The sequence below is a fragment of the Subtercola lobariae genome (assembly GCF_014640255.1).
In the GTDB taxonomy this organism is placed as follows: domain Bacteria; phylum Actinomycetota; class Actinomycetes; order Actinomycetales; family Microbacteriaceae; genus Subtercola; species Subtercola lobariae.
The window spans coordinates 57,717-80,740 of the sequence record NZ_BMGP01000008.1 but is presented as its reverse complement, the minus strand read 5'-3'; the positions used below and the strand labels follow the sequence as shown (position 1 = coordinate 80,740).

Below are 23,024 nucleotides of genomic sequence, written 5' to 3'. Positions count from 1 at the left end.
TGTTACTCACCCGTTCGCCACTAATCCGCTAGCAAGCTAGCATCATCGTTCGACTTGCATGTGTTAAGCACGCCGCCAGCGTTCGTCCTGAGCCAGGATCAAACTCTCCGTAAATGCTTACGCGCCACACCACCAACGGGAATCGATGGCCGGTATGACAAGTTTGATGCTGACAGAACAAATCATTACTGACTTGCTTGTCCGCAACCACCCCCGAAAGAATGGTCGCTAATTTCATTTCCCAAAGGAACCCAAACCATCCAAAAGACGATTACGGGAAATTGGCATTTGACAATGTGCACGCTGTTGAGTTCTCAAAGATCGGACGCACCCAACCAACTTGTCCGACACGAAGTCGGGAGCCGAAAGGGGCAACTTCACTACTGTACATCTACATCTGACGAGCAAAGCCCAAACTCTCAGAGTCAGAGTGTTTGACAACACAGCGAATCGAGGTTTTCTTTGCAAGTACTGATGGCCCCGCTTGAGGCCGGTAAGCTCTTCCGCTTTCCGAACCTTTGGGGTGACAAGAGACAACATTACGGTCATGTTTCATGGCTGGCAAGTTACGCGCACCTCCCGGGCGTGTCGCCCGGGAACATGCGGAAATCATTGAGTGAAGACGCCGGCCAAAGCCTTCTTGCCCCGGCGAAGAACGACGATTCCGCCAGCAAGAGCTACGTCGGCGGCGGTCAACTGATCATTGTCGAGCTTGACGTTATTCACGTACACACCACCCTGAGCCAAAGCACGCCGTGCTTCGCTGAGGCTCGCGACCAGTTCGGTATCGACCAGGAGCTGCAGTACTGGAGTCGTTGACGGCCGCTCGAGCGTCGTCAGTTCACCCAGCGCCTGCCGGAGCGTGAGTTCGGGAAGAGTTGCCAGGTCACCCTGGCCGAAGAGGGCTGCCGCAGCGGCGATGGCAGCATCCGTCGCCTCGGCGCCGTGCACGAGCGCCGTCACCTCGTAGGCGAGAGTGCGCTGGGCTTCGCGGCGGAATGGTTCTGCGGCTACCGCCGCCTCGAGCCGTTCCAGTTCGCTTCGACTCAAGAACGTGAAGATCTTCAGCCGTTCGATGACGTCGGCATCGTCGGTGTTGAGCCAGAACTGGTAGAAGGCGTAGGGGCTGGTGAGCTGATCATCCAGCCACACCGCGTTGCCTTCGCTCTTACCGAATTTGGTGCCATCGGAGTTGGTGATGAGCGGGGTACCGATAGCGTGCACCGTTGCCTGCTCGGCCCGGCGAATCAGATCGGTGCCACTGGTCAGATTGCCCCATTGGTCGCTACCCCCGGTCTGCAGCACACACCCGTAACTGCGAAACAGCTCGAGGTAATCGAGGCCCTGCAAGATCTGGTAGCTGAACTCGGTGTAGCTGATGCCCGAATCGGAGTTGAGCCGGGCGCTCACCGCGTCTTTCTTGAGCATGGTGCCTACGCGAAAGTATTTGCCGATGTCTCGCAAGAAGTCGATGGCGCTGAGCGGGGCTGTCCAGTCGAGGTTGTTGACCAGCCTCGCCGGGTTGTCTCCCTCGAAACTCAAGAACCGGGAGACCTGGTTTTGGAGGTAGCCCACCCACTCGGCGACGGTCTCGCGCGGGGTCAGGGTGCGTTCGGCGGTCGGGCGGGGGTCTCCGATGAGACCCGTCGAGCCGCCGACGAGGGCGAGAGCGTTGTGACCTGCGAGCTGGAGCCGACGCATCACGAGCAACTGCACGAGATTGCCGAGGTGCAGGCTCGGTGCCGTGGGGTCGAATCCGCAGTAGAACGTGATGGGGTCGCCGTCGAGCAGGGTTTTGAGTTCTGCCTCGTCAGTGGAGACGTGAATGAGCCCGCGCCACTTCAGTTCATCCCACACGGAGACGAAAGACGGATCGTTCTGTTGGGTAGCGAGAGCTACCTGAGCTGGCTGAGACACTCGGCCAGAGTACCAGCGAGCGCATCGACCAGCACAAAGGGGCGACCGACCGAGTTAGGCGGGTGAGGTGAAAGGGGGCAGTTTGGGGTGGCGTTTGTAGGGCGAAACGGTGGGGTCGCCTGGAATGAAGAAACGCCAGGGGTACGTGGGAGTGCCGCCGGGGCCGCTGAGGCCGGTGCGGGGGCTGGTTTCGTACGGCGAAGGGTGGTCGGGCATCCGCAGCTCGTAGGGTTCGTGGGCGAGGTCTGCACCGCCATCGGAGAGCGGAATGGCGAGGGCCTTCGTGAGGCGAGCAGGCCCACGGGCGAGGTCTCGGGTGGGAACGCTCAGGCCCCGACGCTCTTGAGCGAGGTCGAGGCCTTCGACGATTTCGCCGGCGCGCAAGAGGATTCCGCTGGCCGTGCCTGCCGGCGAGCAGACCACGTTCGCGCAGGTGTGCATTCCGTAGGTGAAGTAGGTGTACAGATGAAACGGCTCGCCGAACATCACCGCGTTCGAGCGGGTCTCGCCCCGAAACGAGTGCGATCCCGGGTCTTCACCCACACCGAGGTAGGCCTCCACCTCGGTGATGCGCAGCGACGTCGTACCCTCGGGCGACGTTCGGCTCAGGATGCCGCCGAGCAGCAGTGGTGCGACTTCGACAGACGGTCGTGCGAAGAGCTCGCGCGGGTCGGCCGCGAGGGGGTCGCCCCCAGTCGGCCCACTCGCTGGCGGGTCAGAAGAGTTTGACACCGAGCGAGAGGGTGATGATGATTGCTGCCGCAACGACGATGGCCGCACCGGCGAAGACCGTCCAGTACAACCAGTTCTTCATGGGCTTACGCCACCACGGCGTTTTGTAGTCGGGGTGGTTACGAATGTCACGGTCGAGCTTGGGTTTCTTGCCGTTCGGGCCTTTCGGGCCGATGGGCTCGGGCAGGTTCTGGCTGCTGAGTGTCACGAGGGTTCCCCTGGATGTGTGAGTAATGAATTCTGCAGCAGGCGAACCTGCTGGGTGAGGCTCGCGAGCTGATCGTCAACTCGCACGCCAGCGGTACCGCCAATGCCGTCACGGCTCGCAATGGAACCGGTGACGGTGACAACCGTTCGAACGTCAGGGGTCAGGAGCGGTGAGACCGACAGAAGCTGCTCGTCGGTGGGCTCGTGCAATTCAAGACCGTGCTCTTCGCAGAAGCGCACGAGGTCGCCGCTGATTTCGTGGGCGTCTCGAAAAGCGACTCCCTGTTTGACCAGCCACTCTGCGACGTCGGTCGCGAGCGAGAAACCTTGGGGCGCGAGTTCGGCCAGGCGCTCGGTGTTGAACGTCAGTGAGGCAACCATGCCAGTGAAGGCCGGCAGCAGCACCTCGAGTTGCGTGGTCGAATCGAAGACCGGCTCTTTGTCTTCTTGCAGGTCGCGGTTGTAGGCGAGCGGCAGGCCTTTGAGGGTTGCGAGCAATCCCATCAGATTGCCGATCAGGCGGCCCGACTTGCCCCTGGCCAACTCAGCGATGTCGGGGTTCTTCTTCTGCGGCATGATCGACGAGCCCGTCGAGTATCCGTCGTGCAGCTTCACGAAGCCGAACTCGCGCGTCGCCCACACGATGATCTCTTCAGCGAAGCGCGAGAGGTTGATGCCGATGAGGCTCTCGATGAAGGCGAACTCGGCCACGACGTCTCGGCTGGCCGTGGCATCGATAGAGTTGGGCATCGGGCCGCCTGCGAGGCCCAGCTCCCGGGCTACGAGAGCGGGGTCGAGGCCGAGCGAACTGCCGGCGAGTGCCCCTGCTCCGTAGGGCGAAGCGGATGCCCGGCTCGTCCAATCTCGCAAACGTTCGAGATCTCGCACCAACGGCCACGCGTGCGCCAAGAGGTGATGGGAGAGTAACACCGGCTGCGCATGCTGCAGGTGCGTGCGACCTGGCATCGGGGCATCCGGGTGCGCCGAAGCCTGTGAAGCGATGGCGTCGATCAGCTGCACGACGAGGTGCGCGATGAGGCGAGAGTGGTCGAGCAGGTAGAGCCGAATGAGGGTGGCGATCTGGTCGTTGCGGCTGCGGCCAGCGCGCAGCTTGCCGCCGAGCTCGGCGCCGGCCTCGATGATGAGACCTCGTTCGAGCGCAGAATGCACGTCTTCGTCGCTTTCGGCCGCGCTGAACGCACCTGCTTCGATCGACGCAGCGAGGCGATCTAACGCCTCGAGCATCTGCCCGAGTTCGACATCAGTCAGATAGCCGGCCGACGTGAGAGCCGTGGCGTGAGCCCGAGAGCCCGCGATGTCGTAGGGCCAGAGCTGCCAATCGAACTGAGTCGATTTGCTCAGTGCTTGCAGCTCGGGTGACGGGCCGCTGCTGAAACGGCCGCCCCAGAGCGCCCCGGCTTCGCCGGCCCGGCTGGTCGACGAAGCGCCACCCGAGATGTCGCCGGGCGGCTGGGGGTTAGCTTCGGGATCGGTGCTTTCTGGCATGAGCGTGACTTACGCCTCGATCGAACCGCCGGCAGCGAGGTCGCGGCGTGCCGAGATCTTGCTCGGCAGCGACCAGATCTCAATGAACCCCTTGGCCTGACTCTGGTCGAAACTGTCGCCGGTGTCGTAGGTGGCGAGATCGAAGTCGTACAAGCTCTGCTCGCTTCTGCGGCCAGTGACTGTTGCTTTGCCAGCGTGCAGGTTGAGGCGAATGTCGCCCGAGACATAACGTTGCGTGTCGTCGATGAAGACGTCGAGCGAGCGCTTGAGCCCCGAGAACCAGAGGCCGTCGTAAACGAGCTCAGACCACTTGCTCTCGACGCCCCGCTTGTAGCGGCCGAGGTCGCGTTCGAGCGTGAGGTTCTCGAGTTCTTCGTGGGCGGCGATGAGCGCGATGCCGGCCGGAGATTCGTAGACTTCGCGGCTCTTAATGCCCACGAGGCGGTCTTCGACGATGTCGATGCGGCCCACGCCCTGGTCGCCCGCGAGCTTGTTCAGCAGCACGACGGCTTCGAGCGGGGTGACCGGCTTGCCGTCGATGGCGGTGGGGATGCCCTCGGTGAACGAGATGGTGACCTCGGTCGCTTCGCGCGGGATGGCCGGGTCTTGCGAGTAGGTGTAGAGGTCTTCGATGGGCGCGTTCCACGGGTCTTCGAGGAACCCGGTCTCGACCGCGCGGCCCCAGACGTTCTGGTCGATGGAGTACGGGCTCTTCTTCGACTGCACGATGGGCAGGTTGTGCTCGGCCGCGTAGATGATGGCCTTGTCGCGGGTGAGGGCGAAGTCACGCACCGGGGCCAAGGAGATGAGGTCGGGGGCGAGGGCGGCTACGGCCGCCTCGAAGCGAACCTGGTCGTTGCCTTTGCCCGTGCATCCGTGAGCCACACTGTCGGCGCCGAGGGCGATGGCGGTCGACGCAAGGTGCTTGGCAATGAGGGGGCGGCTGAGCGCAGAAACGAGGGGGTAACGCTTCTGATAGAGCGCGTTGGCCTTGAGAGCAGGCATCAGGTAGTCGTTGGCGAACTCATCGCGGGCGTCGACGACCACGGCTTCGACCGCGCCGCAGTCGAGTGCGCGCTGGCGGATGACCTCCATGTCTTCGCCCTCTTGACCGACGTCGACGGCGAGCGCAACGACGTCTTTGCCCGTCGCGTCTTTCAGCCAGCCGATGCCCACCGAGGTGTCGAGACCGCCTGAATATGCGAGCACAACGCGTTCCGCCACTTTTTCTCCTTTGGTTCGTGATTCGAGTTTAGTCTGGGCACCTGAGGCACCCCGTGCCGGTCGCCGCTCGCCCGATGCTGCGGGCTACTGCTGACGAAGGAGCCAGACCAGAAGCGCCTTTTGGGCGTGCAGTCGGTTCTCGGCCTCATCCCAGATCACGCTCTGCGGGCCATCGATGACATCGGCTGCCACTTCGTAGCCGCGATCGGCCGGCAGGCAGTGCAGAAAAAGGGCGTCGGGCTTGGCGTGTGCCATCAGCGCCTGATCGACCTGGTAGCCGCCGAACACCTTGACGCGCGCCGCCTTCTCGTCTTCTTTGCCCATTGAGACCCACGTATCGGTGACCACGATGTCCGCGCCGGTCACGGCCTCGACCGGGTCTGTCAGCACGGTGGCCGAACCGCCGGTTCGCGCGGCGATCGCCTGAGCATCCGCCACGACGGCCTTGTCGGGCGCGTAGGTCGCGGGGGCAGCGACGCGCACGTGCATTCCGGCCGTGGCGCAGGCGAGCAGGTACGACTGACCCATGTTGCTCGCGCCGTCACCGAGGAAGGTGACCGTGAGACCGGCGAGTTCGCCGCGGTGCTCGCGAATGGTGAGCAGGTCGGCGAGCAGCTGGCAGGGGTGAAATTCGTCAGAAAGCGCGTTCACGACGGGCACGGTCGTGCCGAGGGCCATCTCTTGGAGACCGGATTGCGCATAGGTGCGCCAGACGATCGCGGCGACCTGGCGTTCGAGAACTCGCGCGGTGTCTGAGGCGGTCTCTTTGCCGCTCAGCTGGCTGTTGGCCGTGCTGATGATAAGCGGGCTACCGCCCAGATCGGCAATTCCCACCGCGAACGACACGCGTGTGCGCGTCGACGACTTGTCGAAGATCACGGCGACCGTCTGCGGCCCGGCGAGCGGCTTGGAGCCGAATCGGTCGCGCTTGAGCTCTGCCGCCAGGTCGAGAATGTCGGCCTGTTCGGCAGGCGTCAGGTCGTCGTCACGAAGAAAATGGCGGGTCATCGGGGCCTTCAGGTAAAGATGGATGAACGGGGCGTGCAGAAACTACAAGGATAGTGGCGGCGCAGGCGGGTAGCCGACAGCCGTGAGAGCCTCGCTGAACCGCGTGATGAAGACGTCGACCTCGAGGTCGCGGATGATCAGCGGGGGTGCCATGCGAATGCTCGACTCGTTCGCTGCGTTGATGATGAGCCCGGCATCCATCGCGGCTGCCGCCAGCTTCAGCGCGATGGGTTCGCTCAGCCCGAGGCCGATCAGCAGGCCCTTACCTCGAATGTCGGCGATCAGCGGCGACTGCAGGGCCGCAATTCGTTCGTGCAAGGCAATGCCTTTGCGCTGGGCGTTGTCGACGAGATCTGACTCTTCGATCTCGGCGAGCACGGCGTTTGCAGTTGCGGTTGCCAGCGGGTTGCCGCCGAAAGTGCTGCCGTGCATCCCGCGCTGAAAGAGCTCAGATGCCCAGCCGAACGTGACAAGCGACCCGATGGGGATGCCCCCGGCCATGCCTTTGGCAATGGTGACGGCATCGGGCTTGATGTTGTCGTGTTCGTACGCGAACCATCGGCCGGTGCGACCCACGCCGGTCTGAATCTCATCGAGAATCAGTAGCACCCCGTGCTGCTCGGTGAGTTCGCGAGCTCGCGCGAGGTACCCCGCCGGCAGGTCGATGACCCCGGCTTCGCCCTTGATCGGTTCGAGAAAGAGAGCGGCAACCGAGTCGTCGATGGTCGCCTCGAGTGCTTCGATCGTGGAGTCGATGTGTACGACTCCCCCGGGCATCGGCTGAAACGGCGCCTGCATATCGCTTTTGCCCGTGAGAGCGAGAGCGCCCATGGTTCGGCCGTGAAACGAGTTCTTCAGCGAGACGATTTTCGAGCGAGTTGGCGAGCTGTTCAGGCGGGCGAGCTTGAACGCCGCCTCGTTGGCCTCTGCCCCCGAGTTGCAGAAGTACGCGCGCCCCTCGGCGCCTGCGCCCGTGATGCGTTTCAGACGCTCGGCCAAGGCGAGCTGCGGCCTGGTCGAGAAGTAGTTGGAGACGTGGGCGAGGGTGCTGACCTGGCGCGTGACGGCTTCGATGACCACGGGATGCGCGTGACCGAGTGAGTTGACAGCGATTCCGGCGAGAAAGTCGAGGTACTCCTTCTCATTCTCATCCCACACGAACGCGCCGCGACCGTGCGTGAGCAGGGCGAGCGGCTGGCCCATGGTTCGCATCATCGACTCGTTAAAGGTGTCGACCCAGCTGGCTTCTTGACGTGTCGATTCGGTGGTCACGACTTCTCCTCTGCACGTGTTGTGTCTGCTGCCCGTGTTGTGTCGGCTGCGCGTGTTGTGTCTGCTGCGCGTGCTGTGTCGGCTGCGCCTGTTGTATCGGCCTCGACGACCTCGGTGCCGATGCCGCTCTGGGTGAAGACCTCGAGCAGAATCGAGTGCGGGGTGCGGCCGTCGATGATTGCGGCCTTGGGCACGCCCCCGTCGACTGCTTCGAGGCAGGCCGCCATTTTCGGAATCATTCCCGACTCGAGCGTTGGCAAGAGCGTACGCAGCGACTCTGCACCGATGACCGAGACGAGCGAGTCGCGGTTCGGCCAGTCGGAATAGAGGCCCGCTACGTCGGTCAGAATGACGAGCTTTGCGGCCCCGAGTGCCACGGCGAGCGCAGCGGCGGCGGCATCGGCGTTGATATTCAGCACCTGCCCCGGTTCGTGCCGATCGGGAGCGATCGAGGAGATCACGGGAATTCGGCCGGCCGCGAGATGTTCGAAGACAGCCTCGGGGTTCACGCCCACGACATCACCGACGAGCCCGAGATCGACGGTCACACCATCGATCTCGATCTGACGGCGCTGACCTTCGAACAGTCCGGCGTCTTCGCCCGAGAGCGCGGTCGCGAGCGGGCCGTGTTCGTTGATGTGGCTGACGATGTCGCGACTGATCTGACCGGTGAGCACCATTCGCACGACGTCCATCGCTTCAGGGCTGGTGACACGATAGCCGCCGCGGAACTCGCTCACGATGCCCAGTCGATCGAGCATCTTCGAGATTTGAGGCCCGCCCCCATGCACCACCACTGGCTTGATGCCGGCATAGCGCAAGTAGACGATGTCTTCGGCGAACGTACGCTGCAACTCGGGGTCGACCATGGCGTTGCCGCCGAACTTGATGACCATGATCTGGTCGTGAAACGTCTTCAGCCAGGGCAGCGATTCGATGAGAGTGGCGGCTTTGACCGCCGCGAAGTCGAGAGTGGAGTCAGTCATCAGCTCGCGTATGCACTGTTCTCGTGCACGTAGTCGTGGGTGAGGTCGTTGGTGTAAATGGCCGCTGATTCGCTGCCGATGTGCAGGTCGATCAGCACGTGAGCGGCGCGAGGGGTCAGATCGATCAGCTCCCGGTCTTCGAACGGCTCTCCCGCCTTGCAGATCATGATGCCGTTGATGGTGACGTCGATGTTGTACGGGTCGAATTCGGCGTCTGTGGTGCCGACGGCTGCGAGAACGCGCCCCCAGTTGGGGTCGTTGCCGAAAATCGCCGCCTTGAACAGGTTGCTGCGCGACACCGCACGCGCCACTGTCACCGCGTCAGACTCGCTGGCAGCGTTGATCACCTCGATGGTGATGTCGTGGCTGGCCCCTTCGGCGTCAGACTGCAACTGCAACGAGAGCTCGAGGCAGAGAGCCGTCAGTGCGGCGGTGAATTCGGTCACGTCGGGCGTGATTTTGGATGCCCCGCTCGCCATCAAGGTGACGGTGTCGTTCGTCGACATACACCCGTCGGAGTCGACGCGGTCGAACGTCACGCGGGTGGCGGCTCGAAGTGCGGCGTCAAGTGCGGCTGAGGGCAGGTCGGCGTCGGTGGTGATCACCACGAGCATGGTGGCGAGGCCAGGAGCGAGCATGCCCGCGCCTTTCGCCATACCGCCGATCGACCATCCACTGCCCGAGGCGACAGCCTGCTTCGGTTTGGTGTCAGTGGTCATGATGGCGAGCGCGGCATCGAGGCCGCCGTCAGACGAAAGCGATTCGACCACCGCAGGCACGCCGCCGACGATTTTGTCTCGAAAGGTCTGGTCGCCGACGCCGATGAGGCCAGTCGAGCAGACGATCACATCACCCGCCGACACCCCGAGGGTCTCGGCCACGGCCTCGGCTGTCGCGTGCGTCGTCTGAAAGCCGAACGCGCCGGTGTAACAGTTCGCTCCGCCCGAGTTCAGGATGACCGCCGACACTACTCCGTCGAGAATTACCTGCTCAGACCACAGCACCGGGTTTGCCTTGCACCTGTTCGAGGTGAAGACGGCGGCAGCTGCGCTGCTCGGGCCTCGGTTCACAACGAGAGCGAGGTCGGTGGCACCCGTCGACTTCAGGCCGCGGGCGATGCCAGACGCTTCAAAGCCGGCGGGGGCCGTAACACTCACAGTTGAACTCCAGAATCGATCACGGGGCGACGCCGTTCACGGGCAGGCCGAGGGTTTCGGGCAGGCCCAGTGCGATGTTCGCCGATTGGATGGCGGCACCGGCCGTGCCTTTCACGAGATTGTCGAGGGCGGTGATCGTGACCACGCGGCCCGCGGCCTCGTCGACAGCGAGCCCGATCAGGGCCGTGTTGGCGCCAGTGACGTCAGAAACCGACGGGAAACTGCCTTCGAGCAGAACCTGCACGAATGGCTCGTCGGCATACGCGTCGACCCAGGCTGACCGAACGTCGTGCGCCGTTACGCCTGCCGCGAGGCGAGCGGTCGACGTGGCGAGAATACCCCGCGCCATGGGAACGAGCACCGGCGTGAACGATACCGAAACGAGCTCGCCGGCCGACGCTGAAAGGTTCTGCACGATTTCGGGGTTGTGCCGGTGCGTGCCGCCGACCCCGTAGGCACTTGCCGAACCGAGTATCTCTGAGGCCAGAAGGTTGGTGCGCAGAGCCTTACCCGCACCAGATGGGCCCACTGCAAGCACCGCGACCAGGTCGACGGGCTGAATGACGCCTGCTCGAAGCCCGGGCGCCAAACCGAGGCTGATCGCCGTCACATTGCAACCGGGAACGGCGATTCGTTTCACGCCGGCGAGCCGCGAGCGCTGCTTTTCATGATTCTCGATGAGCAGTTCGGGCAGCCCATACGGCCAGGCGCCGTAAAACTCGCCGCCGTAGAACTTCGCCCAGTCTGCCTCGTCGGTCAGGCGATGATCTGCGCCGCAGTCAACAACGAGGGTGTCTGCGTCGAGCGTCTCGGTGATGGCACCCGACTTACCGTGCGGAAGTGCCAGAAACACGATGTCGTGACCGGCGAGCGCTTCGGTGGTGGTCGGGCTCAGAGTGAGATCTGCGTACGAGCGCAGATGAGGGTGCACGGCAACCAGCGGCTGGCCGGCGTTGTTGTTGGCGGTGACCGTTCGCACGTCGAACTCTGCATGCCCGGCGAGCAGGCGCAGCAGTTCGCCCCCTGCGTAACCGCTTGCGCCGGCTACCGCTACCGAATAAGACATGCCTCAAATCTACCTTTCGTCGTGTGGCACTACTGCGGCCTCCTGAAGCCCCTCAACCGACCGCGCGAGTGTTACTCGCGAACGGTCGCGCCGTATCGTCGTTCGGCTTCGGCAGCACCCGCGATGCGGGCGTCACTCGCCTCCGCCGCCGTGAGAGTGCGATCAGGGGCCCGAAATCTCAGCGCGAAAGTGAGCGACTTCAACCCGGCGCCGATTCCGGCGCCTCGGTAGTCATCAACGAGACGGATGCTCTCCAGCAGTTCACCGGCGCCCCACCGCACGGCATCGAGCACGTCTGCCGCGGCGATCGAGTCGGCCACCACGAGCGACACATCCTGGGTCGCAGCCGGATACCCCGCAAGCGGGGTGGCCTGAACACTGCGGGCGGCGAGGTCGATCAACGCGCTCAGATCGAGTTCAGCCAGCGCGACAACTCGAGGAAGGTCGAACTCGTCGGCAAGCGAGGGCAAGAGTTCGCCCACGACGCCAACGTGCACGGCCGCGGCCCCAGCGCCCGTCGGCACGAAAATGTCGGCCGTTCTGCCGGGGTGAAGTGCTTTGTGTGTACCCTGGCGAATGCTCAGCGGCACGTCAAGAGCAGCCGCGAGAACTCGAACCGCATCGAGTGCGTCGGCGATACCGAAGCTCACGGCGGGCTGGCCCGGCTGTTTGTCGACGGAGTGACCGAGAAACAACAGGCCCACGTGCCAGGGCTGCGGCGGAATGCTGGCGTTGAGCGCCGCAAGAGTCTCAGGAGCCGGCAGAGCGGCGCCGAGCGGCACATCATGAACGCCGTATTCAACGCCTGTCTCGGGTTGAAAGACAGCGCCGATTTCGAACAGAGCCAAGTCGGTGAGGCCGCGCGACAGGTTGCGCCGGGCTATGTCGATCAGCCCGGGTATCAGCGTGGCACGAAGGTAGGGAACCTCGGCGTCGAGCGGGTTGGCAAGCTTTACCGCGGCGACCGCCGTCTCGTCGGCAGAGCCGAAGAGGGCGTTCGCATTGCTCGACACGAACGGGTAGGCCAGCACCTCGGTCGAACCACTCGCGGCGAGAGTCTCGGCGGCGAGCCGGCGGAGCGACTGCTCGCGGGTGTAGCCACGACCGGGAGGCGCAACCGGAATCTCGCTCGGAATGCGCGAGTAGCCCACGATGCGCGCGACTTCTTCGGCGAGCGTCGACTTGTGGGTGAGATCAGGCCGCCACGACGGCGGAGTCACCACTAGCCCGTCTCGGGCGTACTCGAGGGTGGCCCCGATTTCGATGAGCGACGAGGTGATCTCGTCATCGGTGTAGTTCACTCCGACGAGCCCCGAGATGTAGGCGTCGGGCAAGAAGATCGGCTCGAGTCGGCTGTGCTCGTGGTACCCAGACCCGAGTTCGTCTGCACGACCACCGGCAAGTTCTTCGAGCAGCTGCACAACGCGCGCTGCGGCGGCACCGGCGACCTCAGGATCGACGCCGCGTTCGAAGCGCTTGGAAGCCTCGCTCGGTAGCTTGTGCCGGCGAGCGGTGCGGGCAATGCTCGTCGGGTCGAAGTTCGCGGCCTCGACGAGAACGTTGACCGTCTCGTCTGAGATCTCGGTCGAGAACCCGCCCATGACGCCCGCGAGGCCGATGATGCCGGAGTCGTCGGTGATGACGAGGTCTTCGGGGTCGAGTTGTCGCGTCTGCCCATCGAGCGTCGTGAGAGTTTCGCCGGCCTGAGAGCGGCGCACCACGATACCGCCGCTGAGCTTGTCGAGGTCGTAGCCGTGAATGGGCTGGCCGAGTTCGAGCATGACGTAGTTCGTGATGTCGACAATGAGCGAGATCGAGCGGATGCCGGCCAGTTTGAGCCGCGACACCATCCAGGCCGGGCTCGCCGCCCTCGCGTCAACCCCCCGAACTACTCGGGTCACGAAAACGGTTGCGCCCACGCGCCCGCGAATGGGCGCCTGGTCGTCGATCGCTACGGAGAAGCCCTCCAGAACGGGCGGCAGGGTCAGTGCGGCCGCGGGGTCACGGAAGGCCGCGCCCGTCGCGTGCGCATACTCCCTAGCGATGCCACGAATCGAGAAAGCGTAGCCGCGATCGGGCGTGACGTTCACCTCGACGGCAGCGTCATCGAGACCGAGCAGACCGAGCGCGTCAGTGCCCACGGCGGGGTCGAGCCCGAGCGTCGACAGGCGCAGAATGCCGTCGTGGTCGTCGCCGAGACCGAGTTCACGAGCAGACGCGATCATTCCGTCTGAAACGTGTCCGTAGGTTTTGCGGGCCGCAATAGCGAAGTCGCCGGGCAGAATGGCGCCGGGTAACGTCACCACGACCTTGTCACCCGCGAAGAAGTTGTGGGCGCCACAGACGATGCCCCGAACATCCGCCCCGCCGTCGGCCCCACTCTGGCCGACGGCAGCGACGCGCACGCTGCACCACCGAATGGTCTTGCCGTTGCTCTGCGGTTCTTCGGTGAATTCGAGAACCTCGCCGACGACCACCGGGCCTTCGATGTCGAAGTCGTGCGAGCCTTCTTCTTCGAGCCCGACGCTCACGAGCGCAGCATGAATCTCGGCAACGGTGGTGCCAACGGGGAGTTCGACGAACTCGGCGAGCCAGCTGATGGGAATACGCATGAACTAAACCACCATTCCGAACTGCTGACTGAAGCGAATATCGCCCTCGACCATGTCACGCATGTCGTTCAGGTTGTTGCGAAACTGCAGCGTGCGTTCGATGCCCATGCCGAAGGCGAAACCGGAATATTCGTCGGGGTCGATGCCCGCCGAGAGCAGCACGTTCGGGTTGACCATGCCGCAGCCGCCCCACTCCACCCAGCGGGCGCCGCCCTTCGCGTGCGGCTGCCAGACATCCATCTCGGCGCTGGGCTCCGTGAACGGAAAATAATTGGGGCGCAGCCGAATCTTGGCCTCGTCGCCGAACATCTGCCGGGCGAACAGTTCGAGGGTGCCACGCAGGTGTGCCATGGTGAGGCCCTTGTCGACGGCGATGCCCTCGATCTGGCTGAACACCGGGGTGTGCGTCGCGTCGAGCTCATCGGTTCGGTACGTTCGCCCCGGGGCGATAACGTACACCGGCAACTCGCGCTCGAGCAGTGAGCGAACCTGTACCGGCGAGGTGTGTGTGCGCAACAGCAGGTGCGACGAGGTAGGGTCGACGAAGAACGTGTCTTGCATGGCGCGCGCCGGATGATCGGGGTCGAAGTTCAGCGCGTCGAAGTTGAACCACTCGTTCTCGAGCTCGGGGCCCTCGGCGACCTCCCAGCCCATGCTCACGAAAATGTCGCCGACCTTCTCTTGCAGCAACGACAGCGGGTGCCGGGCACCGAGCCGCTTACGCACGGGCAACGCCGTCACGTCGAGCGTCTCTGCCGTCAATTGCGCCGCATTCTCAAGCGCAACTACGTCAGCCTCTTTGGCCGCAAGCGCCTGATTCACTCGGGCCCTGGCCTGGCCGACGAGCTTACCCGCAGCAGCCTTTTCGGAGTTCGGCAGCGAGCGCAACAATCCGTTCAGGCGAGCAAGGGTAGACGCCTCGCCGGCGTGCTCGGTACGGGCAGCCTTGAACGACGCCGTATCGGTCACGGCATTGATCGCCGCGAGCGCGGCGGCCACTGCGGCCGCGACGGACTCGTCAGAAATGGCTAGAGAATTGGAATCAGACACAAGAACCAAGCTTAGCCAACGAACGCCGGGGGTCTTTCTGCAGGCGCCACACTGTGCACAGTTCGGCTAATCGCCGCCCTGTGCAGAACGAGTGCCGCGTTGAGCGAATGCACTTTCGTACAGACACACCGACGCCGCCGTGGCGAGGTTCATCGACTCGGCCTTGCCGTAAATCGGCACCGAGATCGCTCGGTCGGCCAACGCGAGATGGTCGTCGGTCAGACCGCGAGCCTCATTGCCGAACAGCCACGCGGTTGGTTGCTCGAGAAGCCCGCTCGCCCGCACCTCGAGCAGATCGTCGCCCTTGATGTCGGCGGCCAGAATCTGCAGACCTGCCTCGATTGCGCGAATCTTCACGTCGGCAAGACTCGCATCCATCGCTACCGGCAAGTGAAACAGCGAGCCAGTCGTCGATCGCACGACCTTGGGATTGTAGAGGTCGACCGAACGGCCGGTGAGAATCACCGCGTCGGCACCGGCGGCATCGGCGGCCCGGATGATCGTGCCCGCGTTGCCCGGGTCGCGAACCTCTTCGAGAATGGCGATGAGCTGAGGTTTCGCGGCGAAGATGTCTTTGACAGCCGTCGGAAACTGATGGCAGACGGCGATGAACCCCTGCGGGGTCACGGTATCTGACATGACTTCGAGCACGTGTTCGGAGACGAACTCGACGTCGACGCCGGCGTCGACGGCCGTTTGGGCGATGTCGGTGTAACGTTCGAGCGCCGTCGGGGTGGCATACAGTTCGACCACGAGTTGGGGGCTGAACGTCAGGGCCTCGGCGACCGCCTGCGGGCCTTCCAAGAGAAAGAGCCCGGTCTCAGACCGGGCTCCCTTCTTGGCAAGTTTGGCGACGGCCCGAACACGCGGTGAACGCGGATTATCAAGCATGTGCCAAGTCAAGCAGACTTCTGCGTCGTTGTTACGCTACGTTCGCCTTCGGCGCCGACGTGTCGGCGGGCAGGGCAGCCTTAGCACTGGCAACGAGCGCCGCGAAAGTAGCGGGCTCGGTGACGGCCAGGTCGGCCAGAATGCGGCGGTCTACCTCGATACCGGCCAGGTTCAGACCCTGGATGAGGCGGTTGTAGGTGAGGCCGTTGAGACGGGCAGCGGCGTTGATGCGCTGAATCCAGAGGCGACGGAAGTCACCCTTGCGCGCACGGCGGTCGCGGTACGAGTAGACGAGCGAGTGGGTGACCTGCTCTTTTGCCTTGCGGTAGAGGCGCGAACGCTGGCCGCGGTAGCCCTCGGCGCGTTCGAGAATTACGCGACGCTTCTTGTGGGCGTTGACCGCCCTCTTTACTCTTGCCATTTTCTGTTCTGTCCTTTGTCGTCGTCGTAAGTTCTAGAGGCCGAGGAGCTTCTTGATGACCTTGGCGTCTTGCGGGGCAAGAACCTGGTCGGTGTTCAGGCGGCGCTTGCGCTGGCCCGACTTCACTTCAAGGTTGTGGCGCATGCCGGCCTGCTGCTTCATGACCTTGCCGGAGCCGGTGATCTTGAACCGCTTCTTGGCCCCGGAATGGGTTTTCTGCTTGGGCATAATTCTCTCCTCGTTGGGTGGTACTTCAGGTGTGTGGTAACGCCGCGATTATTCGGCGGGTGCCGCTGGGTCCGCGGATGTCGCAGTCGCCACCGGCGCTGCCTCGGCAGCGGGGGTGACGGGCGCCTCCCGTGGGGGCTTTGCGGCGGCGCGGTGGGCGTTGGCCTCGGCCTTGGCCTCTGCTTTGTTCTTCAGAGGGCCGATGACCATGACCATGTTGCGACCGTCGATGGTGGGGCTCGATTCGACAGAACCGTACTCCGAAACATCTTCGGCAAATCTCTGCAGGAGGCGAACCCCCTGGTCTGGGCGCGACTGCTCACGGCCTCGGAACAAGATCATGGCTTTGACCTTGTCACCCGCCTTGAGAAAGCCTTCGGCGCGCTTGCGCTTGGTCTCGTAGTCGTGCACATCGATCTTCAAACGAAAACGAACCTCTTTGAGAATCGTGTTCGCCTGGTTGCGCCTGGCCTCTTTGGCCTTCTGCGCGGCTTCGTACTTGAACTTTCCGTAGTCCATGATCTTGGCGACGGGTGGCTTCGAGTTCGGGGCCACCTCAACCAGGTCAAGGTCTGCCTCTTGTGCGAGTCTGAGTGCGACGTCGATGCTCACGACGCCGACCTGCTCACCGGCCGGACCCACGAGGCGAACCTCGGGTACTCGTATACGGTCGTTTGTACGGGGATCGCTGATGCGTTGCTCCTTTTGCTGCGGTGGATGTTCGGCTGGGCTATCGGCATGAACCAACGCTCACGAAACTGAACTTCACCGCGCAACAACAAGCATGACGCCTGTCAAAACGCACCGCACCCTAGCTGCCCGGCCTCTTGCGAAGGTCTGACGGAGTGCAATCGACCCGGTAACCTTGAGGCTGTAGCCAAGCGGTCAAACGCGGGTGGGAGAATCTCCACTTTCGATCTGCCACCTTTCGGTGCCAGAGCCGTGTAGAAGTCTAGCAGAGACTCGGCCGAGATCACATACCTGCATATACCCCTGTGCAAGAACGGATACAAATGAGTGACGAAGCGCGCGATATCGCCGATGTGCAGGCAGTCGAGGTCATTACAACCACAGCAGTGCACCTCATGAGCGCCGCCGCCGTGAAGGTTGGGCTGGCCGACGACCCAGAGAGCCAGCTCGACCTCGACGAGGCGCGCAAGCTGATCATCGCGCTGGCCGGCCTGGTCACGGCCGGAGCCCCGGAGATCGGCGACATGCACGCGCGAAGTCTGCGCGACGGCCTGCGCTCGTTACAACTCGCATTTCGCGAGGCATCACCGTTTCCTGACCCCATCGGGCAGGGCCCGGGTGAAAAACTCACCGGTCCGGTCTACTAGGCCTGCACGGGCGCTGCGACCAGCTTGATCGCCAGCGAGTCGATGCGCGCCGCAATGACGTCGTTGTGCGACCAGCGACCGTTCAGCCGGGCGAGCAGGCCAGAAATGGCTGCCTGGTCGAGCCCGGCGGCGAGCTGAAGACGAACGACGACCTCTGAACCCGTCAGTCGGGCGTGAGGATCGCCCGATTCGAGCGCGATTCCGGTGATGTTCAGTTCACCCTCGACCGAGTTCACGAACGCGGCCTCGACCACGTCATCGCCCACAGGATGCCGCCACGCCACGTCTTGAGCGATTGCCCACACCGCGGGGCGCCGAACGACGAATTCCGTGTCTGAGGTGGCATCGAGAATGAGTAGATCGGTACCCTCGGCCGCCGCTGACAAAGCGATGCGGCGCGCCGCGGTGGGAATCGGGCGGGCAGCCGGGTTCCACTTCGCCATGGCCGCGCTCGAGCTGAAGACCGGCATGGCCGTTCGGCCGTCGGGCGCTGTCACGGTGACCAGCGAGAGTTCTTGGGTCTTGTCTATTGTTCTGCCGTGATCGCCGAGCTCGGTGTCACCGGCATGGGCCACCAGGGGTACGAGCAGACGGGCATCCCGAACCGCATCGATCACCTCACGCTGACCTACCTCGCCCTGCCCGAAGCGGCGAAGCGCCTCGGCTAGTGCCTGAGGCGCGCTGCCGTCATCGCGTTCGAAGGCGCTTGTGCTCTCGCCGAAGTGCCGGCCCGCGAAGGGTCGGCCTGCAGAATCAGCAGGTGCGCCGTCTCTGCTGGCATCACCTGACTGCTCCGGATGCTCGTGCGCCACCAACCCGCACCGACTCAGTTCGACGCGACGGCGAGAGCCTCGACCAGGGTGAACGCCCCCGCATAGAGTGCTCGGCCCACGATCGCACCCTCGAGGCCGGCGGGCACCAATGCGCGCAGCTCGGTCAGGTCGTCGAGGCTCGAGATGCCGCCAGAGGCGACGACGGGCTTGGTCGTGCGCTGCATGACCTGCTTCAGCAAGTCGACGTTCGGGCCCTTCAAGGTGCCGTCTTTGGTGACATCGGTGACCACGTAACGGGCGCAACCGGCGTCTTCGAGGCGGGCGAGTACCTCCCAGAGGTCGCCGCCGTCTTCCGTCCAGCCGCGGGCCGCGAGGGTGGTGCCGCGAACGTCGAGCCCCACTGCGATGGCGTCGCCGAACCGCTCGATGGCTTGCGCGGCCCATTCGGGGTTCTCGAGGGCGGCGGTGCCGAGGTTGACGCGAGTTGCTCCGCTTTCGAGTGCGTTCTCGAGTGAGGGGTCGTCACGGATTCCGCCGGAGAGTTCGATCTTGACGCCGTCAGCCTGAGCGATGACTCGACGAATGACGTCGACGTTGCTGCCGCGGCCGAATGCGGCGTCGAGGTCGACCAAGTGAATCCATTCGGCGCCCTGAGCCACCCAGTCGGCAGCCGCGTCGGCAGGGTCGCCGTGATTGGTCTCGGTGCCCGCCTGCCCTTGGGTCAAGCGAACGGCCTGGCCGTCGGCGATGTCAACGGCGGGCAACAGAACGAGGGCGGGGGTGTTGGTCATGAAACGACGGTCAGCTTTCGAGTGTGAGGGTTGGGGGTATGAGAGCCGGGTCAGAGCGTTTTGAGCCAGTTCGAGAGCAACTGCATGCCGGCGTCGCCCGACTTCTCGGGGTGAAACTGGGTTGCCGAAAGCGGCCCGTTCTCAACGGCGGCGATGAAGCCGCCGCCGTGTTCTGCCCAGGTCACCGCGGCCTTCGGCAAAGGTGGCTGAACCTCGAGCTCCCAGGTCTGGGCAGCGTACGAGTGCACGAAGTAGAAACGCTCGTCTTCGACGCCCGCGAAGAGCTTCGACTCGGGCGGCGGGGTGACGGTGTTCCAGCCCATGTGCGGCAGAACATCCGCTCGCAACTCTTCGATGGTGCCGGGCCACTCACCGAGACCGGCGGAGTCGACACCACGCTCGATACCTCGCGAGAACAGCACCTGCATACCCACGCAGACCCCGAGAACGGGTCGGCCGCCCGCAAGACGTTTGTCGATGAGTTCGCTGCCGCGCACCGACTCGAGCGCCGTCATGACTGCGTTGAAGGCCCCGACGCCGGGAACGAACAGGCCGTCGGCCTCTGCGACAGCCGTACGATCGGCCGTCAGCTCAACGGTGGCCCCGACCCTTTCGAGCGCTTTCACCGCGGAGTGCACATTGCCGCTGCCGTAGTCGAGCACCACGACCCGGGGAGAGCTCACAGCGCTCCCTTCGTCGAGGGAATGCCCGAGACGCTCGGGTCGAGCTGTTTGGCGAATCTGAACGCCCTGGCGAATGCCTTGAACTCGGCTTCGGCGATGTGGTGCGGGTCGCGGCCGCCGAGCACGGTGATGTGAACCGTCAGACCTGCGTTGAAGGTGATCGCCTCGAAGACGTGGCGCACCATCGACCCCGTGAAGTGGCCGCCGATGAGGTGGTATTCGAAGCCGGCGGGCTCGCCGGTGTGCACCAGAAAAGGGCGCCCCGAAATGTCGACGACGGCTTGCACGAGCGCTTCGTCGAGCGGAACAAGCGCGTCGCCGAACCGCGAGATTCCACTCTTGTCGCCCAGGGCCTGCTTGATGGCCTGGCCGAGCACAATTGCGACGTCTTCGACGGTGTGGTGCACGTCGATGTCGGTGTCGCCGGTCGCTTTCACCGTCAGGTCGGTCAGCGAGTGCTTGGCGAACGCGGTGAGCAGGTGGTTGTAGAACGGAACCGACGTGTCGATGTGCGAAACACCGGTGCCGTCGAGGTTCAGCGAGAGCTCGATGCTCGATTCGCTGGTTTCACGCTGCAAACGGGCGGTACGCGGTTCGGTCGACATGCCGAAAAGTCTATCGGGCCTCGGTCAACTCACTCATCGCTCGCAAAAACGCGGTGGTCTCTGCCTCAGTGCCGGCGCTCACCCTCAGGTGGCCTTCGATGCCGAGATCGCGAATGATGATGTCACGCTCGAGAAGTTGTTCGAACAAACGGTGGGCGTCGGGCACTCCCCCGAACAAAACGAAGTTGGATGCGCTCGGGTACGGGTGGTAGCCGAGTTCGCGCAGCGTCACCTCAATGCGGTCGCGCTGCTTCTTGATGTCGTCGACCATGGCGAGCATTTCTGGCGCGTGGGCCAGAGCGGCGACGGCAGCGGCTTGAGTAAGCGATGAGAGGTGGTACGGCAGACGCACGAGCCGCAACGCGTCGCTGATGGCGGGGTCTGCGGCAAGGTAGCCCAGCCGAGCACCGGCGAAGGCGAACGCCTTGCTCATGGTTCGGGTGACGATGAGACGCTCGCGGCCCTCGAGTAGGGAGAGCGCCGTGGGCTGCTCGCTGTGACCGAACTCGGCGTAGGCCTCGTCGACCACGACGATGCCCGGAGTCGCGTTGTAGGCGGCCGCGATGGTCTCGAGCGAGAGCGCCGTTCCGGTGGGATTGTTGGGAGAGCAGAAAAACACCAGATCGGGTGAGGTTCGTTCGATCCAGTCGACGGCAGTCGCCGGTGAGATCTCGTATTCTGTGTCGCGCACTCCGGCGATCCATTCGGTACCGGTACCCGCCGCGATGATCGGGTGCATCGAATAGGTGGGCGGGAACCCCAGAACCGAGCGGCCGGGGCCACCGAACGCCTGCAGAATCTGCTGCAGAATCTCATTGGAGCCGTTCGCCGCCCACACGTTGTCTCGCGTCAAGCCGCCGCCGAGATAGCGTGCCAGGCTGTCACGGAGGGCGAGAAACTCCCGATCGGGGTAGCGGTTCACCGAGAGCAACTCGCGGGCGAGCGCTTCGATGATGGATCGGGCCACGTCTTCGGGAATGGGGTGAGTGTTCTCGTTGACGTTCAATTGAACGGCAACCTTCAGCTCGGGAGCCCCATAGGGAGTCAACCCCCTGAGGTCGTCACGAATGGGCAGATCGGCTAAAGAACTCACTCAGCCAATGGTAGTGCGCCCGGCTCGGTCGACACTGCGCGCTGGCCATCACGCAGTTCAGGCGGTGCGGGCAGTTCAGAAAGTGCAGGCCGTATCGCTATTTCGCGTACTGCGACGGGAGCGCCAGGCGCTGGCCCGACTGCACGTCAGACGAATGCAGCTGGTTCAGGTCGACGATCTGAGCGATGACATCACGCGGGTCAGCCGACGGGTCGAGCGACTGCGCAATGCCCCACAAGCTCTCGCCCGGCTCCACCGTGATGTAGCTGTACGTGGCCGACGAGCTGTCTCCCGTGGCGATGGCCGCTGAACCCCCGAGAATCGCGAATGCTGCCAGCGCGGCGATGAGCGGCAACGACACCAGAACAGCCAGAACGACGCGACCGCGGCGGGTCAGGCGCAGGCGAGATCGATCGCCGCCCCTGCTGGCGGTGCGAACAGGAGCAGTGCCGAGCTGGATTGCAGTCATGGTGTGGCCTCTCAGGGTTAACCCCTACTAGGAGTTTTCGTACCAGGCGCTCGGCCGGGAGCGCCTGGTACGAAGCTATGTTCCGAATATATCTTCGATTGTTCGAATGTTCAAGTCGAATATCGCGACAAATTGTGCGACACACTCGAACATGTGTTTGTACTTCACGCAGTGTTCGATACAGTTTCGATTGTCAACATCGAGCCGACCGGCGACTAGTGACAGTGAACAACCAGCCACTGACATTGGGTCGTCACGAATGAAATTCGTTGCCAGACAGCGTTGCCAGACCGACCAGCGAGACCTGATGAAAGCGAGACACCGTGGCCAGTGAGCGTGGCGGAACGAGGCGACGCAAGTCGCTGAGCGAGAAGCAGTTGGCGATTCTCGAGGTGATCTCTGAAGCGGTGAACCAGCAGGGGTACCCGCCGAGCATGCGCGAGATCGGCGATGCTGTCGGGCTGGCTTCACTCTCGAGCGTCACGCATCAACTGAATCAGCTCGAGCTGAGCGGGTATCTGCGCCGAGACCCGAATCGTCCCCGCGCGCTCGAGGTGCTGATCGACATTCCCAAGAGCGATTCGGTCACGAGCGATTCACCGACACCCCATGGCGACGTTGCCTTGGTGCCGCTGGTCGGTCGTATCGCCGCCGGTATTCCCATCACGGCTGAGCAGCAGGTCGAAGAGGTCTACCCCCTCCCCCGCCAGCTCGTCGGCAAGGGCGAGTTGTTCATGCTGAAGGTCGTCGGTGAGTCGATGATCGACGCGGCCATCTGCGACGGCGACTGGGTTGTCGTGCGCACGCAGAACACGGCGGAGAACGGTGACATCGTCGCGGCCATGCTCGACGACGAGGCGACGGTGAAGGTCTTTCGCCAACGCGACGGCCACACCTGGCTGCTGCCGCGCAACTCGAACTTCGAACCGATTCTCGGCGATTACGCCACGGTGCTCGGCAAGGTCGTGGCGGTGCTGCGGTCGGTCTAGCTTCGCC

The 23,024-nt window shown here is 63.8% G+C and carries 24 protein-coding genes and 1 rRNA gene; 2 read left to right on the top strand and 23 right to left on the bottom strand.

What is annotated here, in order from left to right:
* The 17 genes from IEX24_RS18700 to infC form a co-directional block, all read right to left on the bottom strand.
* Positions 1–114, bottom strand: a 16S ribosomal RNA gene (locus tag IEX24_RS18700); the annotation flags it as partial.
* Between the two features lie 495 nt (positions 115–609).
* A complete protein-coding gene (gene tyrS / locus IEX24_RS18695; protein ID WP_188681154.1) occupies positions 610–1,917 on the bottom strand; it encodes a tyrosine--tRNA ligase in 1,308 nt (435 codons plus the stop codon).
* A gap of 54 nt (positions 1,918–1,971) precedes the next feature.
* On the bottom strand, positions 1,972–2,649 hold the full coding sequence (locus IEX24_RS18690; RefSeq protein ID WP_188681151.1) for a DNA-3-methyladenine glycosylase: 678 nt from the start codon (positions 2,647–2,649) through the stop codon (positions 1,972–1,974).
* A complete protein-coding gene (locus IEX24_RS18685; RefSeq protein ID WP_188681149.1) occupies positions 2,633–2,857 on the bottom strand; it encodes a hypothetical protein in 225 nt (74 codons plus the stop codon). The genes IEX24_RS18690 and IEX24_RS18685 overlap by 17 nt, the downstream gene beginning before the upstream one ends.
* Positions 2,854–4,362 carry an argininosuccinate lyase gene (gene argH, locus IEX24_RS18680; protein WP_188681147.1) on the bottom strand — a complete coding sequence of 503 codons (1,509 nt, stop codon included), beginning with the start codon at positions 4,360–4,362 and terminating at the stop codon, positions 2,854–2,856. The genes IEX24_RS18685 and argH overlap by 4 nt, the downstream gene beginning before the upstream one ends.
* A gap of 9 nt (positions 4,363–4,371) precedes the next feature.
* Complete coding sequence (locus tag IEX24_RS18675) at positions 4,372–5,586, bottom strand: argininosuccinate synthase (protein ID WP_188681145.1); 1,215 nt, start codon at positions 5,584–5,586, stop codon at positions 4,372–4,374.
* Positions 5,587–5,670: 84 nt separating this feature from the next.
* Entirely contained in the window at positions 5,671–6,594 is a 924-nt protein-coding gene (gene argF / locus IEX24_RS18670; RefSeq protein ID WP_188681143.1) for an ornithine carbamoyltransferase, read from the bottom strand.
* A gap of 42 nt (positions 6,595–6,636) precedes the next feature.
* Positions 6,637–7,866 (bottom strand): acetylornithine transaminase, encoded by a 1,230-nt coding sequence (locus IEX24_RS18665; RefSeq protein WP_188681141.1) that lies wholly within the window; start codon positions 7,864–7,866, stop codon positions 6,637–6,639.
* Positions 7,863–8,852 carry an acetylglutamate kinase gene (gene argB, locus IEX24_RS18660; RefSeq protein WP_188681139.1) on the bottom strand — a complete coding sequence of 330 codons (990 nt, stop codon included), beginning with the start codon at positions 8,850–8,852 and terminating at the stop codon, positions 7,863–7,865. Before argB ends, IEX24_RS18665 begins: the two co-directional genes overlap by 4 nt.
* On the bottom strand, positions 8,852–10,009 hold the full coding sequence (argJ, locus tag IEX24_RS18655; RefSeq protein WP_188681137.1) for a bifunctional glutamate N-acetyltransferase/amino-acid acetyltransferase ArgJ: 1,158 nt from the start codon (positions 10,007–10,009) through the stop codon (positions 8,852–8,854). The genes argB and argJ overlap by 1 nt, the downstream gene beginning before the upstream one ends.
* A gap of 19 nt (positions 10,010–10,028) precedes the next feature.
* Positions 10,029–11,075: an N-acetyl-gamma-glutamyl-phosphate reductase gene (gene argC, locus IEX24_RS18650; RefSeq protein ID WP_188681135.1), complete on the bottom strand. Its 1,047-nt coding sequence runs from the start codon at positions 11,073–11,075 to the stop codon at positions 10,029–10,031.
* A 71-nt stretch (positions 11,076–11,146) separates the two neighbouring features.
* The gene (gene pheT, locus IEX24_RS18645; protein WP_188681133.1) at positions 11,147–13,687 is read right to left on the bottom strand and encodes a phenylalanine--tRNA ligase subunit beta; all 2,541 of its coding nucleotides are present in this window, start codon (positions 13,685–13,687) and stop codon (positions 11,147–11,149) included.
* Between the two features lie 3 nt (positions 13,688–13,690).
* Complete coding sequence (gene pheS, locus IEX24_RS18640) at positions 13,691–14,737, bottom strand: phenylalanine--tRNA ligase subunit alpha (protein ID WP_188681131.1); 1,047 nt, start codon at positions 14,735–14,737, stop codon at positions 13,691–13,693.
* A gap of 66 nt (positions 14,738–14,803) precedes the next feature.
* Entirely contained in the window at positions 14,804–15,628 is an 825-nt protein-coding gene (locus IEX24_RS18635) for a TrmH family RNA methyltransferase (RefSeq protein WP_188681129.1), read from the bottom strand.
* Between the two features lie 31 nt (positions 15,629–15,659).
* Complete coding sequence (gene rplT / locus IEX24_RS18630) at positions 15,660–16,049, bottom strand: 50S ribosomal protein L20 (RefSeq protein WP_188681127.1); 390 nt, start codon at positions 16,047–16,049, stop codon at positions 15,660–15,662.
* 33 nt (positions 16,050–16,082) lie between these two features.
* The gene (gene rpmI / locus IEX24_RS18625; RefSeq protein WP_188681125.1) at positions 16,083–16,277 is read right to left on the bottom strand and encodes a 50S ribosomal protein L35; all 195 of its coding nucleotides are present in this window, start codon (positions 16,275–16,277) and stop codon (positions 16,083–16,085) included.
* A gap of 48 nt (positions 16,278–16,325) precedes the next feature.
* Positions 16,326–16,970, bottom strand: coding sequence for a translation initiation factor IF-3 (infC, locus tag IEX24_RS18620; protein WP_188681172.1), 645 nt, complete (start codon positions 16,968–16,970; stop codon positions 16,326–16,328).
* A gap of 320 nt (positions 16,971–17,290) precedes the next feature.
* Between infC and IEX24_RS18615 the strand changes: the two genes are divergently transcribed.
* Complete coding sequence (locus IEX24_RS18615) at positions 17,291–17,614, top strand: DUF1844 domain-containing protein (protein WP_188681123.1); 324 nt, start codon at positions 17,291–17,293, stop codon at positions 17,612–17,614.
* On the opposite strand, the gene IEX24_RS18610 is transcribed toward IEX24_RS18615, so the two are convergent.
* The 6 genes from IEX24_RS18610 to IEX24_RS18585 form a co-directional block, all read right to left on the bottom strand.
* Positions 17,611–18,426 (bottom strand): SseB family protein, encoded by an 816-nt coding sequence (locus tag IEX24_RS18610; RefSeq protein ID WP_188681121.1) that lies wholly within the window; start codon positions 18,424–18,426, stop codon positions 17,611–17,613. The genes IEX24_RS18615 and IEX24_RS18610 overlap by 4 nt on opposite strands.
* Before the next feature lie 14 nt (positions 18,427–18,440).
* Positions 18,441–19,178 (bottom strand): bifunctional 1-(5-phosphoribosyl)-5-((5-phosphoribosylamino)methylideneamino)imidazole-4-carboxamide isomerase/phosphoribosylanthranilate isomerase PriA, encoded by a 738-nt coding sequence (gene priA / locus IEX24_RS18605; RefSeq protein WP_188681119.1) that lies wholly within the window; start codon positions 19,176–19,178, stop codon positions 18,441–18,443.
* Positions 19,179–19,228: 50 nt separating this feature from the next.
* On the bottom strand, positions 19,229–19,861 hold the full coding sequence (gene hisH, locus IEX24_RS18600) for an imidazole glycerol phosphate synthase subunit HisH (RefSeq protein WP_188681116.1): 633 nt from the start codon (positions 19,859–19,861) through the stop codon (positions 19,229–19,231).
* Entirely contained in the window at positions 19,858–20,466 is a 609-nt protein-coding gene (gene hisB, locus IEX24_RS18595; protein ID WP_188681114.1) for an imidazoleglycerol-phosphate dehydratase HisB, read from the bottom strand. The genes hisH and hisB overlap by 4 nt, the downstream gene beginning before the upstream one ends.
* Positions 20,467–20,476: 10 nt before the next feature.
* Complete coding sequence (locus IEX24_RS18590) at positions 20,477–21,559, bottom strand: histidinol-phosphate transaminase (RefSeq protein ID WP_188681112.1); 1,083 nt, start codon at positions 21,557–21,559, stop codon at positions 20,477–20,479.
* A 97-nt stretch (positions 21,560–21,656) separates the two neighbouring features.
* Complete coding sequence (locus IEX24_RS18585) at positions 21,657–22,028, bottom strand: LysM peptidoglycan-binding domain-containing protein (RefSeq protein WP_188681110.1); 372 nt, start codon at positions 22,026–22,028, stop codon at positions 21,657–21,659.
* 323 nt (positions 22,029–22,351) lie between these two features.
* On the opposite strand from IEX24_RS18585, the gene lexA reads away from it, so the two are divergent.
* Positions 22,352–23,017 carry a transcriptional repressor LexA gene (gene lexA, locus IEX24_RS18580; protein WP_188681108.1) on the top strand — a complete coding sequence of 222 codons (666 nt, stop codon included), beginning with the start codon at positions 22,352–22,354 and terminating at the stop codon, positions 23,015–23,017.
* Positions 23,018–23,024: the final 7 nt, after the last annotated feature.